This is a genomic window from Stenotrophomonas sp. MYb57, assembly GCF_002966815.1.
In the GTDB taxonomy this organism is placed as follows: domain Bacteria; phylum Pseudomonadota; class Gammaproteobacteria; order Xanthomonadales; family Xanthomonadaceae; genus Stenotrophomonas; species Stenotrophomonas indicatrix.
This window is the reverse complement of the sequence record NZ_CP023271.1, coordinates 1,960,268-1,976,651: the sequence shown is the minus strand read 5'-3', so window position 1 is coordinate 1,976,651 and position 16,384 is coordinate 1,960,268. Positions and strand designations below refer to the sequence as shown.

Sequence of the window (16,384 nt, the reverse complement as noted above, 5' to 3'; positions counted from 1 at the left end):
GCCGCGATCAGTATGCGAAGAACACCGTCTCGTCCGGGCCCTGCATGCGCACGTCCCAGTGGTACAGGCCCTTGCCCTGCGCCTGTGCGACCAGGGTGTGGCGGCGTTCGGCCGGCACCAGCGCGAGGATGCCGTCCTCGGCGTTGCTGGCTTCGTCACTGAAGTAGATGCGTGCACGGGTGGCCTGCAGCAGGCCGCGCATGAACACCAGCACCACCAGGTGCGGCGCCTGCGGCTCGCCACGCAGGCCCGGCACGCGGCCCGGCTTGACGGTGGTGAAGGCGAAGCGGCCCTGGTCGTCGGTGGGCACGCGGCCCCAGCCGTCGAAGGCCGGGTCGTGGTCGTCCCGGCGCGGGTCTTCGCCATGGGCATAGATGCCCTGCGCGTCGGCCTGCCAGATTTCCAGCACGGCATCGGACACCGGCACGCCATTGCCATCGAACACCTGGCCCTGCACTTCCACGCGCTCACCCTGCGCGGTGGCCGGGGCGATGTCGGTGCGGTACAGCGGTTCCAGGCCCAGACGGTAGTACGGGCCCACGGTCTGCCATGGAGTGGATTGGAAACTCATGGTGTTACTCCCAGACGGTCATCTTGCGACCGCGCAGCACGATGTCGAAACGGTAGCCCAGTGCGAATTCGTTGGCGGTGTTTTCCCAATCGAACGAGGACACCATGCGCTCCCGCGCCTTGGCGTCGTCCACGCAGTTGTAGATCGGATCGAACGCCAGCAGCGGATCATTGGGGAAATACATCTGCGTGACCAGGCGCTGGCCGATGCCTTCGCCATGCAGCGAGAAGTGGATGTGTGCCGGGCGCCAGGCGTTGTAGTGATTGCGCCACGGGTACGCGCCCGGTTTGATGGTGGTGAAGCGGTAGCGGCCTTCGCTGTCGGTCAGCACCTGGCCGGTGCCCTGGAAGTTCGGATCCAGCGGCGCGTCGTGCTGGTCGCCCTTGTGCAGGTAACGGCCGGCGGCGTTGCACTGCCACACCTCCACAACGGTGTTGCGCACCGGGCGGCCGTTCTCGTCCAGCACGCGGCCGCTGACGATGATGCGCTCACCCTGCGGCTGGCCGGGGAAGCCGGCGGTCAGGTCGGCGGCATGCTCACCGAGGGTGATGCGGTTGATGCTCGGGCCGGTCACTTCCGAGAGCGTCACCGGGATCGCGATCGGGTCGGTTCCCGGGCCACGCAGCGCGGTGGAGGCATACGGCAGGTGGATGCGCGGCGGCTGGCTGCCGGGGTACGGCTTGCGGTAGCCGCGCAGTGGGGTGGGATCGCTCATGGCGTACTCCTGTTGGCGAGCGGCCCGGAAGCCGCAGCTGTCTTGAGATTACGGAATCAGGGGATGGTTCACACGCGCTCGATGGCCAGGGCCACGCCCTGCCCCACGCCGATGCACATCGTGGCCAGGCCACGGCGGCCACCGCTGGCCTCCAGCTGGCGCAGCAGGGTCAGCGCCAGGCGCGCGCCGCTCATGCCCAGCGGGTGGCCCAGCGCGATGGCACCACCGTTGGGGTTCACGTGCGCGGCATCGTCGGCCAGGCCCAGCTGGCGCATGCAGGCCAGCCCCTGCGAGGCGAAGGCCTCGTTCAGTTCGATGGCATCGAAATCGGCGATGGCCAGGCCCAGCCGTGCCATCAGCTTCTGGCTGGCCGGCACCGGGCCCATGCCCATGATCGCCGGCTCCACGCCGGCACTGGCAAAGCCGAGGATGCGCGCGCGCGGGGTCAGGCCCAGCGCCTGCACCTGCGCACCGGAGGCGAGCAGCAGCGCGGCGGCACCATCGTTGATGCCCGAGGCGTTGCCGGCGGTCACCGTGCCCGGCTGGCGGAACAGCGGCTTCAGCTTGGCCAGTGCTTCGGCGGTGGTATCGCCGCGCGGGTGTTCATCGCGGTCGACGGTCACGGTTTCGCCGCGTTTGCGGCCCGGTACGTCCACCTCCACGATCTCTCCGTCGAAGAAGCCGCGCGCCTGCGCGGCGGCCGTTCGCTGCTGGCTGCGCAGGGCGAACGCATCCTGGTCCTCGCGGCTGACGCCGTAGCGCTCAGCCACGTTCTCGGCGGTCTGGCCCATGGTCTCCACGCCGTGCAGTTCACGCAGGCGCGGGTTGATGAAACGCCAGCCCATGGTGGTGTCTTCGATCTGCTGGTCACGGGCAAACGGCGAGGTTGCCTTGCCCATCACGAACGGCGCGCGCGACATCGATTCGACGCCGCCGGCAATGGCCAGGCCGAGCTCGCCGGCAGCAATGCCTCGGGCCACAGTGCCGATCGCATCCAGGCCCGAACCGCACAGGCGGTTGATCGTGCTGCCGGGCACGCTCCCCGGCAGGCCGGCCAGCAGCAGGCTCATGCGGGCGACGTTGCGGTTGTCCTCACCGGCCTGGTTGGCGCAGCCCAGGTAGACGTCCTCCACCAGCGCCGGGTCCAGCTGCGGGTGGCGCGCCAGCAGTGCCTTCAGCGGAATCGCGCCGAGGTCGTCGGCGCGCACACCGGACAACGCGCCGCCGTAGCGGCCGATCGGGGTGCGGATGCCATCGACGATATAGGTCTCGTGCAGGGGCATATCAGGCTCCCTCGGCCAGTGCCAGCGGCAGGCCGGTCAGTTCACGCAGTTGATCGATGTCCACGCCCTCGACCATTTCCAGCACGGTCGCGCCGTCGGCGCCAAGGTCGAACACCGCCACATCGGTATATACGCGCGACACGCAGCGCAGGCCGGTCAGCGGATAGCTGCATTCGGCCACCAACTTGCTTTCACCCTGCTTGGTAAACAGGTCCATCATCACGAACACCTGCTTGGCCCCGATGGCCAGGTCCATTGCACCGCCCACGGCGGGAATCGCATCGGAGGCACCGGTGCTCCAGTTGGCCAGGTCACCGTGCGCCGAGACCTGGAAGGCACCGAGCACGCAGATGTCGAGGTGGCCGCCACGCATCATCGCGAACGAATCGGCGTGGTGGAAATAGCAGCCACCGGTCAGCAGGGTAACCGGCTGCTTGCCGGCATTGATCAGGTCCGGGTCTTCCTTGCCGGGCGCCGGTGCCGGGCCCATGCCCAGCAGGCCGTTTTCCGACTGCAGCAGTATCTCCTTGTCCGCCGGCAGGAAGTTGGCCACCGTGGTCGGCAGGCCGATGCCCAGGTTGACGTAGGCCCCTTCGGGAATATCGCGCGCCACGCGCGCGGCCATCTGTTCGCGGCTGAGCTTGTTCATGCCTGCACTCCTTCTGCGGCCACCGGCACCACGCGCTGCACGAAGATGCCGGGGGTCACCACGGCCTCCGGGTCCAGTTCGCCCAGCGGCACAACCTCACGCACCTGCACGATGGTGCAGCGTGCGGCCATCGCCATCAGCGGGCCGAAGTTGCGTGCAGTCCGGCGATACACCAGGTTGCCCCAGCGATCGCCGCGGTCGGCCTTGATCAGCGCGAAATCGGCATGCAGCGGGTACTCGAGCACGTAGTGACGACCGTCGATCTCGCGCGTTTCCTTGCCCTGGGCCAGCTCGGTGCCATAACCGGTGGGCGTGAAGACCGCGCCCAGCCCGGAACCTGCCGCATGGATGCGCGCGGCCAGGTTGCCCTGCGGCACCAGCTCCAGTTCGATCTCGCCGGCGCGGTAGGCCGCGTCGAAGTGCTGCGAATCGGCCTGGCGCGGGAAGGAGCAGACGATGCGGCGCACGCGCTTGTGCTTGATCAGCGCAGCCAGGCCGGTATCGCCGTTGCCGGCATTGTTGTTGATGATGGTCAGCTCGCGCGCACCCTGTGCAATGAGCGCATCGATCAGCTCGTCGGGCATGCCGGCAGTGCCAAAGCCGCCGATCATCACGGTCGCGCCATCATGGATATCGGCCACCGCTGCTTCCACGCTGGCTACGCTCTTGTCGATCACTGCATTGCTCCTTGCCCTGCCTGCCGGCGGTCATCACCGCCACGCTGCAGGGCCACTGCGAAGGGAAAACATGACCCGGACATGGTCGCCATGGCACGTCGCCCGGTCAATGCGATATTCGGCCATTCGATTCGATAATCGCACATTGAGTGACGTGCTCCGGCCATCGGTTCAACGCCGGTTCTGACCCACGCCCACGCGCAGGCCGAGGCACGCCCATGCCGCCAGCAGCAGCGGCGCAGCGCACAGCACGTACAACGAGGACGGCTGCCAGCCACCATCGACCAGAACACCCACCGTGAGTGGCGAGAGGATCGCGCCAACCCGGCCGATGCCGATGGCCCAACCCAGGCCGGTGGTCCGCACTTCGGCGGCGAACACCACCGGCGCGGCCGCATACAGGCCGGCCATCGCTGCGAACAGTGCCGCACCGATCACGAAGGCCAGCGGGAAGGCCACGCCCAGCTGCGTGCTGAAGGCCGCAAAGCCCAGCATCGAAACCATCGCCAGCAGCAGCGCGCCGGCCGTCAGCCTGGACAGCGACCAGCGCGAGGCCAGCCAGCCGAACAGGCTGCCGCCAACGATGCCGCCCAGGTTCAACAGCACGCCACCGGTGATGCCCTGCTGCGCCGACACGCCGGCCGAGACCAGCAGCTTCGGCGTCCAGCTCAGCACGAAATAGAACGCGAACATGTGCAGGAAGAACGCCAGCGCGATCAGCAGCGCGACGCGACGCAGGTCACCCACGAACAGCGCGGCATAACCCTGGCGCTGGCCGTCGCGCACCGGCGCTGGCGGCAGCGCCTGCAGCTCTGGCAAGCGCATGCGCGAGAGCAGCGCGTTCAAGCGTGGCAAGGCATTGGCCGGGCGACGCGCGACCAGGAAATCCAGCGATTCGGGCAGGCATTTGAGCACCAGCGGAATGCACAGCAGCGATGCCGCTGCGCCGACCAGGAACACGCTGTGCCAGGCCCAGTGCTCCAGCATCCACGCAGCCAGCAGACCGCCAGCGGTCGCACCGATCGGGTAGCCGGTGGCCTGCAGCGCGACTGCGGTGCTGCGCCACTTGGCGTTGGCGTACTCGGCGGTGATCACCCCCACACCGGCCAGCATGCCGCCGATGCCGATGCCGGTGTACACGCGCAGCGCACCCAGCTGCCAGGCGTCGGCGGCCAGCGCGGACAGCGCCATGCCACTGGTGAGGATCAGCAGGCAGCAGACGATCATCGGCCGCCGCCCCCAGCGGTCGGCCAGCGGTGCCAGCAGGAACGAACCCAGCGCCATGCCGACCAGCCCGGCACTGAGCATCAGCCCCAGTACCTTGCCCGACAGCGCCCAGTCCGCCGAAACATGCGGCGCGGTGAAGGCCATGACCATCACATCGAAGCCATCAAGCATGTTCAACAGCACGCAGATGGCGATGGCGGTCCACTGGAAGGGACTCATCCGTTCAAGGACAAGCGACGGTGCGGCGGCGGAGGCGTGGCTCATGGTGCGGTTTCCTGCAACAGCGTGGTGCGGTGGAACGTCCGGCGGGGAAGGTCTCAGTGACCGGCCTGGCTGGATGCATGAATGACCTGCAGGACGTCCTGGAGGCGCTCAGCCTCGACCTGGCCTGGCGCCGACGGGGTGCCGATCATGCCGAAGGTCAGGGCCTGGCCGAAGGTTTCGCCGGCCAGGCGCGAAACCACGCCGGTGCCGCCCATCGACATGGTCAGCAGCGGCTTGTCGCTCTGCTGGCGCACCTGCCAGGTGGCATCGAGCAATGCCAGCACATCGCCAGCGTCGCGCGGCATCACCGCGATCTTCAGCACGTCCGCGCCAAGGGCCTGCTGCTTGAGCAGGCGTGCGACGATTTCCTCGCGCGGTGGCGTGGCGTGGAAGTCATGGCTGGACATCACCACTTTCACGCCAGCCTTGTGGGCCTGCGCCACCAGCGCCTGCACCACCTTCGGATCGCGGAACATCTCCACGTCGATCAGCTGGGCGACACCACCGCGCAGCAGCGCAGCGTAGAGCTTGCCGTAGTCGGCATCGCTGATCGGCTTGGCGCCCCCTTCGGCCTTCGTGCGGAAGGTCACGATGGCCGGCTTGCCCCCCAGCGTGGCCTGGATGCGCTTGCCCAGCGCGACCAGCGCCTTGCCATCGGTGGCGATGTCCAGGTAGTCGATGCGCCACTCGGCGATGTCGGTGGATCTGCTGGCGGCGATCGCCGCGGCCTGCTGCAGAGCGACATCCGCGGTGGCACCGGTAATCGGTACGATGGTGCGCGGGCTGCCCTCGCCGATGCGTAGTTGGCCGACCTGCAGCACCGCCGGTGGCGGCGCGGCCAGGGCCAGCAAGGGGGAGGAGGCGAGCACGCCGGCGAGGACAATGGAAGCGAGCGGAGTTTTCATCGCAGTCACCACAGCATGGAAGGAGCGCGCGGCCATCAGAAGGTCACCTTGGCCTGGACACCCACGGCCCAGGCGTTGTCGGTACCGCTGTAATTGAACGTGCCCGGGTTGACGATGTACTGCACGTCCGGGCGGATCATCAGCCAGGGGTTCACCTGGAAGCTGTAGGACAGCTCGAACAGCTCCTCGGCCTGGCTGAGGTTGTACAGCGGCGAATCGGTGGGCACGCCCCCGGCGGCCAACGTGGCGCGCCGCGCATCGACCAGGCGGTCATTGATGTCAGCGCCGACGTAGCCCAGCGCGATGCTGTCCTGCGCACGGGCGCCGATGCCCTGGTAGACGCCGCCCAGCGCGTACCAGCGCTTGATCTGCGCGGTATCGGTGTCGGACACCATGTACTGCGCGAAGGCGGTCAGGCCGCGGCTCGGGTCGGCCGATTCCTGGGTCAGACGCTGTTCGGCCAGCACGTAGGCGCCGTGGCGCCCGGTGGTCGGCGAGGTATCGAGGCCGCGCTTGTCCACGCGCGACGTGTCGTAGTAGCCACCGAACTTGTAGACGCCGGCGTAGCGGCTGCCCTTGGCCGGCGTCCAGGTCACCTCCACCGGAAACAGCGAGCCGGTGGTGCCCGAAACGAACGGACGGAATGCGTTGCGTTCGATGTTGCCGCCCAGGTTCGGGTTGACCTGGAACCAACCCGTGCGCACGTTCACCGCCGGGCTGATCTGCTGGGCGAACTCACCGCCCCAGCGTGCCATCGGATAGTTGTACCAGCCGCTGTTGCCGGACATCGCCAGCGGGTGGGCGCAGAATGCGGCGTTGACGAAGTGGGTCAGCAGGCTGTGCAGGCCGAACTGGTTGCCCATCGCGTAGTACCCCAGCTTGTAGTACGACCGGCCCGCATTGAAGGTCTGGTCGTAGCTCAGCTCGGTCAGCCGCGTGTACTGGCCGCCATACGCCTCCTGGATCGGGAAGCGGTTGCCGACGAAGTCCACCGAGGTGCTGCGGCCACGACGATCGTTGAGGGTGAAGTGGAACGCACCGCCGTCCCAGCCGGCCAGCTTGCCCATGTCCAGGTCCACGCCCACCCGCACCTGCTGCGCATAGCGCGCGCCGGTTTCGCCGTAGCCACCATCGACCACGCCCATGGCCTCGCCCACGTAGTCGCCGCGGAAGGCAATGCCGCGCTCGAACAGTTCGGTGCGGGTGCCGCCCCAGTCGCCGGTAAGCGTCTTGCCTTCGTAGCGGTTGCTGGACTGCGCGCTGGCCACGGCTGGCAGCAGCAGGGCGGCCAGCAGGCCCAGGGAAACAGGTTTCGCAGGATTCATGATCGCGGTCTCGTGGAGGTGATCAGCGCAGCGACAGCGGCGCACTCAGCGGGGAGGTGGCGCCCTGCGCCGAGGTAATCGTGGCGGTCAGGCTGCCGGCAGCGGCAGCGTCGGTCCCTGCACCGAGCGGGAAGGTGAAGCTGCCCTGCCCCTGCGCGTCGGTACGTGCTTCCACACTGCCCAGCACCCACTCGGCCTCGTTGCCGGTGGCGGCCCGGTTGCCGAAAACTTCCACCTGGTAGCGGGCATCAGGCACGCCCTGGAAACGACCGGTGAGCAGGCGCTGCGCACCCTTGCCCTGCACTGCGGTCAGCTGCGGCGCGGCCTGGCCGAGATTCGGCAGTGGCTGGCAGCCAGCCTGGCCGGCAGCGGTGCAGATGCGCGCACGCTTGGACGCATCGTTGTCCACGCCACGGCCACGGGAGCCGACGAAGCTGGCGTGCTCCAGGCCCGGCACACCGAACACGATGGCGCCACGCGGCTGGCCCTTCACACAGGCGCCGCCGGCTTCGCAGCGCTCGATCGGCAGACCGTTGCCGTAGATGCGGTTGCCGGTGAAGCGGTTCGGCGCACTGACCGGCTGCGGGCGCACGCCGATGCCGATGCCATTGCCGGTGATGGTGTTGCCGTCGACCACGTTGCCGCTGCCGGTGATGCTCAGGCCCAGCGAATTGCCGGTGAAGGTGTTTGCCGCGATGTAGTTGCGGTTACCCCAGTTGATCTGCAGGCCATCGGAGTAATCGACGAAGCGGTTGTGGACCACGCTGTTGTCGTTGCCCCACAGGATCTCGATGCCCTGCGAAGGTTCCGGGTTGGCCCTGGTGGATTGGAACAGGTTGTCGGCCACCAGGTTCCAGGCCGCGCCGCGGGTCAACTCCAGGCCGTCGCCGTTATCGAGGAATACGTTGCGCACGATGCGGTTGTGCACGGTGGTGGCGGCGGTGGACTGGCCCTTGCCGTCATCACCGGTGAGCATGATGCCGGCGCCGCCCTTGTTGGCGACGATGCGGTTGTCATGGATCTCGTTGTGGCTGGAGCGGTTGACCAGCACGCCGATGCAGAAATTGCGGATCTCCAGGCCGGCCAGCTCCACGCCCTGGGTATCGCGCAGGACCAGGCCCGGCAGCGTGGTGGTGCGCACGTTGGTGCCGGACTGGCCCGGCTCGGCGCCTGGGCAGGCATCGGTACCGGTGCCGGTCACGTAGGCCGAGCCATCGATGGCGACGTACTGGCCATCGCGTTCCCAGGACGTGCCGATGATCTGCACCGGCCCCTTGATCTCCGGCAGCGGAGTGGCCGGCGTGATGACGTAAGGCGCAGCGCCCACGGCCGCGATCTCGATGCGGTAGCGACCCGGCGCCGCATTGGCAGTGGTGATCGCCCAGCGCAGCGAGCCGGCGTTGGCGTCGTCGGCGTAGCGGTCCACGCGCAGCACCTGCAGTGCTTCGCGCGGCGGTTCGGCCTGGTAGGCCAGCGCCAGCGACGGCAGCAGGGCAAGCAGGGACAGGGAAACAATGGACAGACGACGGCGCATGCGATCACTCCGCGCAGAGGAAGGAAAATCCGGCGGCCTTCCCCCTGCACCTGGCATCAGCACCGGACCGGCTGCTGCCCTCGCCCCGCCAGGGGTGGATCGCTTGGACTGCTATGAAACTGCGGAAATGAAAGTAGGTTTATCGCACTGCACCATTCAAGTGCGGTAATCGACTGTGTGTGCGAATATCGCACTGAACGGGTACTACCATCGTTGTAGGCGGGGTGTTTGCAGGGCTTGCAGCCCTGCACCTGCCTGGAGCCAGAGCAACAGATCTCGAAACAGATCGGGGGCAGATCCGGCAGATCGCGGCCAACTATCGAAGGCGGGGCACTGTGGGTTTGCGGGGTGTGAGCGGCATGGATGCCGCGACCAAGCCTCCATGGAAGGATTCACGGCGCCCCCGCAAACCCACAGTGCCCTGCCATCCCTCGGAATCCCGACGTTGCTGTTGCTGTTGCTGTTGCTGTTGCTCCGGCCTCGGCGGGTGCAGGGCGCAGCCCTGCAAAAGAAAACCCTACGAACTGCAGGAAAGCATCGAACAGCCTGCGCGGTCGTCAGCCCACGCCGGCCGCTTGCCGGCGTAATTCTCCAGCCCCGGGCGTTCGGTGTACGGATCACGCAGTACGTCCTGCAGGGCATGCACACCGCCCAGGTCGCCCTGCTCGGCGCGGTCGATCGCTTCCTGTGCCAGCCAGTTGCGCAGCACATACAGTGGATTGGCCGCACCCATCTTCGCGACACGCTCGGCTGCCGGCAGCGGATCGGCACGCAGCCGCGCCGCGTACTCCTGCAACCACTGCTGCAGAGGTTCCTGCACCGCGTGCTGGCGCTCGGCGTCGTAGAAGACCTCGGCCAATACGCTTGCATCGGGTGTGTTGGCATCGATGCGCATCAACGCACGCCATGCCAGGGTCATGTCCATGCCGCCGTCCTGCATCAGCTGCTGCCAGCGCTGGTAAAGCTGCAGATCGGCATCGTCGGCCGCGGCCAGCCCCAGCTTGGCCGCAACATCGCGACGGGTGCAGGCGACAAAGGTCGCCTGGTAAGCGGCCAGCCCTGCCTGCAGCGGCTGCACGTCGGCGAACAACGGCGACAGCGCCTGCGCAAGCCGGTTGAGATTCCAGTACGCCACCTGCGGCTGGGTGCCGAAACGATAGCGGCGTCCCTGCGCATCGGTGGTGTTCGGGGTCCAGTCCGGGTCGAAGTCTTCGACCCAGCCATAGGGGCCATAGTCCAGCGTCACGCCGAGCACGGAGAGGTTGTCGGTGTTCATCACCCCATGCACGAAGCCCACGCGCATCCAGTGCGCGATCATCTCTGCGGTGCGCACGGCGATCTGTGCGAACCAGTCGCCATACAGCGCTTCGCCCTGCCCCGTCAGTTCCGGGAAATCGCGGGCGATGCACGCCTCGACCAGTTGCTTCAGCAGTGCGGTCTCGCCACGTGAAGCAGGCAGTTCAAACGAACCAAAGCGCAGGAACGAGGGCGATACCCGGCAGACGATCGCGCCAGGTTCCGCGCGCGGATGACCGTCGTAGAACATGTCGCGCACCACGTCTTCGCCGGTGCCGACCAGCGACAGGGCGCGCGTGGTCGGCACACCCAGGTGATGCATGGCCTCGCTGCACAGGAATTCACGGATCGACGAGCGCAGCACCGCACGGCCGTCGGCGCCGCGCGAATACGGCGTCGGCCCGGCACCCTTCAGCTGAAGCTCCCAGTGCCGGCCATCGGGGGCGATCACCTCGCCCAGCGAGATGGCGCGGCCATCACCGAGCTGACCGGCCCAATGGCCGAACTGATGGCCCCCATAGTTGGCCGCCCACGGCTGCATGCCCGCATACAACGCGTTGCCGCCGAACACCTCGGCGAAGCCTTCGTCATCGACCTGCGCAGGATCGAACCCCAGCATCCCGGCAACCTCCGGCGACCACGCCAGCAGCACCGGCGCTGCGACAGGCGTCGGCATTACCGACGACCAGGCCGCACCCAGCACTTCGCGCCGGCGCGGACCGGACTCGGGATCGCCCGGCAGCAGATTCAGCAGGCGGTTGTCGAACTGGGGGGCAGTGGTATCCATGGGCAAAGCATGGGGGCGGCGACGGCCATCCTCAATCGCCGCGCAAGGCCTGCAATGCCCCGCCGTGCGCCTCGGCGCGCCGGTAGGCCGGACGCTCGCCGATGCGCTTGAGGAAGCCACGCAACGCCGGCTTGTCGTCCAGCCCGCCGCCGCGTGCGGCCGCCGCCTGGATCGGGAAGCTCATCTGGATGTCCGCAGCGGTGAAGCGTTCGCCTGCAAACCACGGGCTTTCGGCCAGGCGCCGTTCCATCCAGTCCAGATGCAGGCGTCGCTGCGGGCCGATGAAACCGCGCTCGGCCTTGTCGGCGATGCTGCGGGCGATCGGCCGCGCGAAGAACGGCATCGGCGCGCTGCGGATGCGGCTGATCACCAGGGTCAGCAGCATCGGCGGCATGGCCGAACCTTCGGCATAGTGCAGCCAGTAGCGGTAATCGATGCGCTCTTTGCCTTCGGCCGGTACCGGCGACGGCGACAGCTGGCGATGCACGTCGTAGCGGTCAACCAGGTAGTCGAGGATGGCGCCGGATTCGGCCAGGATGAGGTCGCCATCCTGCAGCACCGGCGCCTTGCCCAGCGGATGCACCTGGCGCAGTTCCGGCGGCGCCAGCAGGGTCTTCGGGTCGCGCGGGTAGCGGCGCAGTTCGTAGTCCAGCCCCAGCTCTTCCAGCATCCACAGCACGCGAAGCGAACGGGAATTTTCCAGATGATGGACGATGCGCATGGGCGGCTTCCGCAGAAAGGTGCCCGATGGTAGCGCGGTCTGGTGCACGCAGGTGTCTGCTACCCTGCCTGGCCGTGGAAGGCCTGCCAGCATGGACACCCCGCCGTTCGATGCACTGCTTGGTTACCTCGGGCAATCCGAGGACCACAACTGGACGCAGTACATCTGCGAGCACGTTGCCAAGGGCGTCCTGCGCAGATTCGAAGCGCACGATTGGCAGCGCCTGCAGAAGATGATCGCAGCGCAGCCCGCGTTCTGGCAGCAACGCTGCACCGACGCGCTGGGTGAATGCATGAGGCCCGAAGCCTTGCCGCTGCTGTTCAGTCAGCTCCATTCCAGCGATGACGACAGCCGGATACTGGCGGCCTATCACCTGCAATGGATGGAAGTGCCGGTGGGTCCGGAGGTGGTTGATGTCCTGCGCGAGATCCTATCGCGCATTCCGGCAGCCGAACGCGCCGAGTACCAGGAAATAACCCAGCTGCTGGAGCGGGCGCTGGCTGCGGGTTGAACCCGTCGTGCGACGCAAACGAAAAACGCCGGGAGCTTTCGCTCCCGGCGTTCTGGCTACCAAACGGTAGCAGACGGATTAGACCGCCTGCACCTGGTCAGCCTGCATACCCTTCTGGCCCTGGACGGCGACGAAGGTAACCTTCTGGCCTTCCTGCAGGGTCTTGAAGCCGGTGCCCTGGATCGCGCGGAAATGCACGAACAGGTCCGGGCCGCTTTCCGGGGTGATGAAGCCGAAGCCCTTGGCGTCGTTGAACCACTTGACAGTGCCGGTCTGACGATCAGACATATTTACTAACTCCTGAAACACATGTTGAAAAAAATCGCAGCCACCGGGTATCGGGGCCGAGACTGAGTTGCAGGCGTTGGTAAAGCGGATCGATGAGCGGATCGTGAGATCAACTGCACCAGGCCACGATTCACGGTGACCCTAGCAAACACAGTGGGCCAGACGATACGCGTGTTTTGAGCAAAAAGCGATAGCCATGATATTCAGCGTCAAACGGCCCGCCCCTAGACAGGGCAAGGGGTTGCACCAGATCGAGGCTAAACCCGGGTCCCCATTCAGGTTTTTCCTACCCTACACTGGGTAAATGACTGAAGCTGAAACCCGAGCTGAACCCCTGCTCCCCCGCATCTGGGTGGACGCAGACGCCTGCCCTGTTGTCATCCGCGACATCCTGTTCCGCGCAGCTGAACGGGTCGGCGTGGAGCTGACCCTGGTCGCCAACCAGTGGATCCGCACCCCGCCTTCGCGCTGGCTGCGCTCCATCCAGGTTCCGCAGGGACTGGATGTGGCTGACAGCGCCATTGTCGAACGGATGGCTGCCGGCGACCTGGTGGTCACCCAGGACATCCCCTTGGCGGCCCTGGTGCTGGAGAGGAAGGGCGTGGCCCTGAACCCGCGCGGCCAGCTGTACACCCCCAACAACATGGCCGAGCGGCTGTCGATGCGCAATTTCATGGAAGAACTGCGTGGCGCCGGCGTCCAGACCGGCGGGCCACCGCCGCTCGGCGCGCGCGACCGCCAGTTGTTCGCTGCCGAGCTGGACCGCTGGCTGGCGCGACGACCGGGCAGGTGAATCCGGCTGTGCGTCAGCCGGGAGCGCACAAGGTGCGCGTGCTGCGGAAGCTGCGTCGCTGGCCGGTCAACGGATCATCGAAGGCCAACACCTGCGCCAGCAGCTGCAACGGCGGCTCGGCCGCACCCTCTGGCCGCACGTGCAGCTGCGGATAGAGCTCGTCCCCCAGGATCGGCGCCCCGAGCGCGGCCATATGGACGCGCAGCTGATGCTTGCGCCCGGACTCGGGCGCAAGCCGGTAGCGCCAGACCGGACCGTGCGCATCAATGACCTCGACACGGGTCAGCGCATTCGGCTCGCCGGGAACTTCAGCCATGCGGAAGAACGGTTCCCCCGGCTGCAGCCGGCTATGCCGCTCCAGCGGAAACCGCAGGTCCGGCAAGGCCGGCGCCAGCGCCTCGTAGGTCTTCTCGATGCGGCGCTCACGAAACAGCCTCTGGTACGCGTCGCGCGTTTGCGGCTGGGTGGAAAACAGCACCAGGCCGGCCGTCAGCCGGTCCAGCCGGTGCAACGGCACCAGGTCGAGGTTGCCGGTGCGCTCGACCAGGCGCGCCAGCAGGGTCTGGCGCACAAAAGCACCGGCCGGCGCGGTCGGCAGGAAGTGCGGCTTGTCGGCCACCAGCAGGTGCGCGTCGTGATGCAGGATGTTCTCTTCGAAGGGAATCACCGGCTCATCGGCCACTTCACGGAAGTAGCGGATCTCCAGCCCCACCTGCCACGGCATGTCCGGTGCCAGCGCCCTGCCCTGTGCGTCCTGTATCCGCCCGCGTGCGAAGCGACTCTCCCATTGCAGCCGGTCGATGCGCGGGAAGCGCGCGCACAGGCCGTCCAGCAGGGAATTCCAGTCACCGGGCGGCAGCTGCAGTCGGCTGGGCGTGGTCATGGCGCGATCGGGGCGCCATCGCTCTGCAGGCGGCGCGGACGTGAAAGGGACATACGACAGGACACGCCAGAAGCATCAGGGCGGCCAGCGTGCCACCGATCATGCCCTGCCGACACCCCCATACCGGACACCCCCGGGGCAAACCTCTATCATTGACGGTCTTTACCCCTCTGGATCTCCATGGCCCTCACCGCCACCATCCGCAAGGCCGAACTGCAGATCAGCGACATGGATCGCGGCTACTACGCGACCCACAACCTGACCCTGGCCCAGCATCCGTCCGAAACCGACGAACGCCTGATGGTGCGCCTGCTCGCCTTCGCGCTGAACGCTGGCGACCGCCTGGAATTCGGCCGCGGCCTGAGCACCGACGACGAGCCGGACCTGTGGGAACACGACTACACCGGCGACATCCTGCAGTGGATCGACCTCGGCCATCCGGACGAGTCGCGCATCCGCAAGGCCAGCAACCGCAGCCGGCAGGTGCAGGTGGTCAACTACGGTGGCAATGCATCGGACATCTGGTGGCAGAAGCAGGGCAAGGGCCTGGCCCGCTTCGACAACCTGTCGGTGGTCGATCTGGACGGCGGCTTCGTCGATCTGTGGGGCCAGCAGATCCAGCGTGCGATGCGCTGGAGCGTGCTGATCCAGGATGCCGAAGTGCAGCTGCTCAACGATCAGATGCAGCTGGACGTGATCCCCAACTGGCGAAAGCGCGCCAAAGCATGAGCACGATCCGCTGCGACGTACTGGTGATCGGTGCCGGCGCTGCCGGGCTGATGACCGCGATCACGGCGGGCCAGCGAGGCCGGCATGTGCAGGTGATCGACCACGCCAACAAGATCGGCAAGAAGATCCTGATGTCCGGCGGTGGCCGCTGCAACTTCACCAACACCGGCACCACCCCGGCCAACTTCCTGTCGGCCAATCCGCATTTCTGCAAGTCGGCACTGGCGCGTTACTCGCCCTACCACTTCATCGAGATGGTCGAGCGCCACGGCATCGCCTATCACGAGAAGGAACTGGGCCAGCTGTTCTGCGATGTCTCGTCCAAGCAGATCGTGAAGATGCTGGTGGACGAATGCCAGCAGGCCGGCGTGCAGATCCGCACGCAGTGCAGCGTGGAGCGCATCGAGCACGGCACTGACGGCTTCCGCGTGCACACCACGCACGGCCTGTTCCATTGCGCCTCGCTGGTGGTCGCCACCGGCGGCCTGTCCATTCCCAGCCTGGGTGCAACCGGATTCGGCTATGAGATCGCGCGCCAGTTCGGCCACCAGGTGCTGCCCACCCGCGCCGGCCTGGTGCCGTTGACCCTCAGCGGCACCCACCAGGAGCGCCTGGCCGAGCTCAGCGGCGTCGCGCTGCCGGTCGAGGCCAGCAGCAACGGCGCCCGCTTCCGCAACTTCATGCTGCTGACCCATCGCGGCGTCAGTGGCCCGGCCATCCTGCAGATTTCCTCGTTCTGGCAGCCCGGCGACGCGCTGTCGCTGGATCTGCTGCCCGGCCAGGATGCCGCCGAATGGCTGCGCCAGATGAAACGCGAACGCCCCGCCGCGGAACTGCGCACGGTGCTGGGCGATGTGCTGCCCAAGCGGCTGGCGCAGCGCCTGTGCGAGCACTGGCTGCCCGACCGCCCGGTACGCCAGCTGGACGAGCCGGACCTGCGCAAGGCCGCACAGGTGCTTTCAGCGTTCCCACTGGTGGCCAGCGGCACCGAGGGCTACCGCACCGCCGAAGTCACCCTGGGCGGCGTCGATACCAACGAGGTCTCTTCCTCGACGCTGGAATCCAAGCGCGTACCCGGCCTGCATTTCGTCGGCGAGGTGCTGGACGTGACCGGCTGGCTGGGCGGCTACAACTTCCAGTGGGCCTGGGCCAGCGGGCACGCGGCCGGCGGCGTGGTGTGAACCGCATCGCCGTTCCATGCACGCAACCGTTGCGCGCATGGACGC

The 16,384-nt window shown here is 67.2% G+C and carries 17 protein-coding genes; 4 read left to right on the top strand and 13 right to left on the bottom strand.

The window, feature by feature from the left end:
- Positions 1-7: 7 nt before the first annotated feature.
- The 11 genes from pcaG to CLM74_RS09145 all read right to left on the bottom strand — a co-directional run bounded on the left by pcaG (position 8) and on the right by CLM74_RS09145 (position 11,954).
- Entirely contained in the window at positions 8-571 is a 564-nt protein-coding gene (gene pcaG, locus CLM74_RS09195; RefSeq protein ID WP_025875085.1) for a protocatechuate 3,4-dioxygenase subunit alpha, read from the bottom strand.
- A 4-nt stretch (positions 572-575) separates the two neighbouring features.
- Positions 576-1,286, bottom strand: a complete 711-nt coding sequence (gene pcaH / locus CLM74_RS09190) for a protocatechuate 3,4-dioxygenase subunit beta (RefSeq protein WP_100436131.1) — start codon at positions 1,284-1,286, stop codon at positions 576-578.
- 68 nt (positions 1,287-1,354) lie between these two features.
- Positions 1,355-2,563, bottom strand: a complete 1,209-nt coding sequence (pcaF, locus tag CLM74_RS09185; RefSeq protein WP_105164970.1) for a 3-oxoadipyl-CoA thiolase — start codon at positions 2,561-2,563, stop codon at positions 1,355-1,357.
- Positions 2,564-2,570: 7 nt separating this feature from the next.
- Positions 2,571-3,218, bottom strand: coding sequence for a 3-oxoacid CoA-transferase subunit B (locus tag CLM74_RS09180; RefSeq protein ID WP_105163892.1), 648 nt, complete (start codon positions 3,216-3,218; stop codon positions 2,571-2,573).
- Positions 3,215-3,895 (bottom strand): 3-oxoacid CoA-transferase subunit A, encoded by a 681-nt coding sequence (locus tag CLM74_RS09175; RefSeq protein ID WP_025875093.1) that lies wholly within the window; start codon positions 3,893-3,895, stop codon positions 3,215-3,217. Before CLM74_RS09175 ends, CLM74_RS09180 begins: the two co-directional genes overlap by 4 nt.
- Positions 3,896-4,066: 171 nt before the next feature.
- Entirely contained in the window at positions 4,067-5,386 is a 1,320-nt protein-coding gene (locus CLM74_RS09170; protein ID WP_195763005.1) for an MFS transporter, read from the bottom strand.
- A gap of 53 nt (positions 5,387-5,439) precedes the next feature.
- On the bottom strand, positions 5,440-6,291 hold the full coding sequence (gene aroD, locus CLM74_RS09165; protein ID WP_234003449.1) for a type I 3-dehydroquinate dehydratase: 852 nt from the start codon (positions 6,289-6,291) through the stop codon (positions 5,440-5,442).
- A 35-nt stretch (positions 6,292-6,326) separates the two neighbouring features.
- Positions 6,327-7,616, bottom strand: a complete 1,290-nt coding sequence (locus CLM74_RS09160; RefSeq protein ID WP_105163889.1) for a carbohydrate porin — start codon at positions 7,614-7,616, stop codon at positions 6,327-6,329.
- Positions 7,617-7,638: 22 nt separating this feature from the next.
- Positions 7,639-9,150: a right-handed parallel beta-helix repeat-containing protein gene (locus CLM74_RS09155; protein ID WP_105163888.1), complete on the bottom strand. Its 1,512-nt coding sequence runs from the start codon at positions 9,148-9,150 to the stop codon at positions 7,639-7,641.
- 517 nt (positions 9,151-9,667) lie between these two features.
- Complete coding sequence (locus tag CLM74_RS09150) at positions 9,668-11,233, bottom strand: YdiU family protein (RefSeq protein WP_105163887.1); 1,566 nt, start codon at positions 11,231-11,233, stop codon at positions 9,668-9,670.
- 31 nt (positions 11,234-11,264) lie between these two features.
- Positions 11,265-11,954 carry a glutathione S-transferase gene (locus CLM74_RS09145; RefSeq protein WP_025875105.1) on the bottom strand — a complete coding sequence of 230 codons (690 nt, stop codon included), beginning with the start codon at positions 11,952-11,954 and terminating at the stop codon, positions 11,265-11,267.
- Positions 11,955-12,045: 91 nt separating this feature from the next.
- On the opposite strand from CLM74_RS09145, the gene CLM74_RS09140 reads away from it, so the two are divergent.
- Positions 12,046-12,465, top strand: coding sequence for a hypothetical protein (locus CLM74_RS09140; RefSeq protein ID WP_025875106.1), 420 nt, complete (start codon positions 12,046-12,048; stop codon positions 12,463-12,465).
- A gap of 78 nt (positions 12,466-12,543) precedes the next feature.
- Here the strand turns inward: CLM74_RS09140 and CLM74_RS09135 are convergent, their stop codons facing one another.
- Positions 12,544-12,753 (bottom strand): cold-shock protein, encoded by a 210-nt coding sequence (locus CLM74_RS09135; protein WP_025875108.1) that lies wholly within the window; start codon positions 12,751-12,753, stop codon positions 12,544-12,546.
- A 304-nt stretch (positions 12,754-13,057) separates the two neighbouring features.
- On the opposite strand from CLM74_RS09135, the gene CLM74_RS09130 reads away from it, so the two are divergent.
- Positions 13,058-13,546 carry a YaiI/YqxD family protein gene (locus CLM74_RS09130; protein WP_105163886.1) on the top strand — a complete coding sequence of 163 codons (489 nt, stop codon included), beginning with the start codon at positions 13,058-13,060 and terminating at the stop codon, positions 13,544-13,546.
- 13 nt (positions 13,547-13,559) lie between these two features.
- Here CLM74_RS09130 and CLM74_RS09125 read toward each other — a convergent pair whose 3' ends face one another.
- The gene (locus CLM74_RS09125) at positions 13,560-14,429 is read right to left on the bottom strand and encodes a pseudouridine synthase (RefSeq protein ID WP_105163885.1); all 870 of its coding nucleotides are present in this window, start codon (positions 14,427-14,429) and stop codon (positions 13,560-13,562) included.
- A gap of 180 nt (positions 14,430-14,609) precedes the next feature.
- Between CLM74_RS09125 and CLM74_RS09120 the strand changes: the two genes are divergently transcribed.
- Positions 14,610-15,158, top strand: a complete 549-nt coding sequence (locus tag CLM74_RS09120; RefSeq protein ID WP_025875114.1) for a YaeQ family protein — start codon at positions 14,610-14,612, stop codon at positions 15,156-15,158.
- Entirely contained in the window at positions 15,155-16,339 is a 1,185-nt protein-coding gene (locus CLM74_RS09115) for an NAD(P)/FAD-dependent oxidoreductase (protein ID WP_105163884.1), read from the top strand. Before CLM74_RS09120 ends, CLM74_RS09115 begins: the two co-directional genes overlap by 4 nt.
- Positions 16,340-16,384 lie beyond the last annotated feature (45 nt).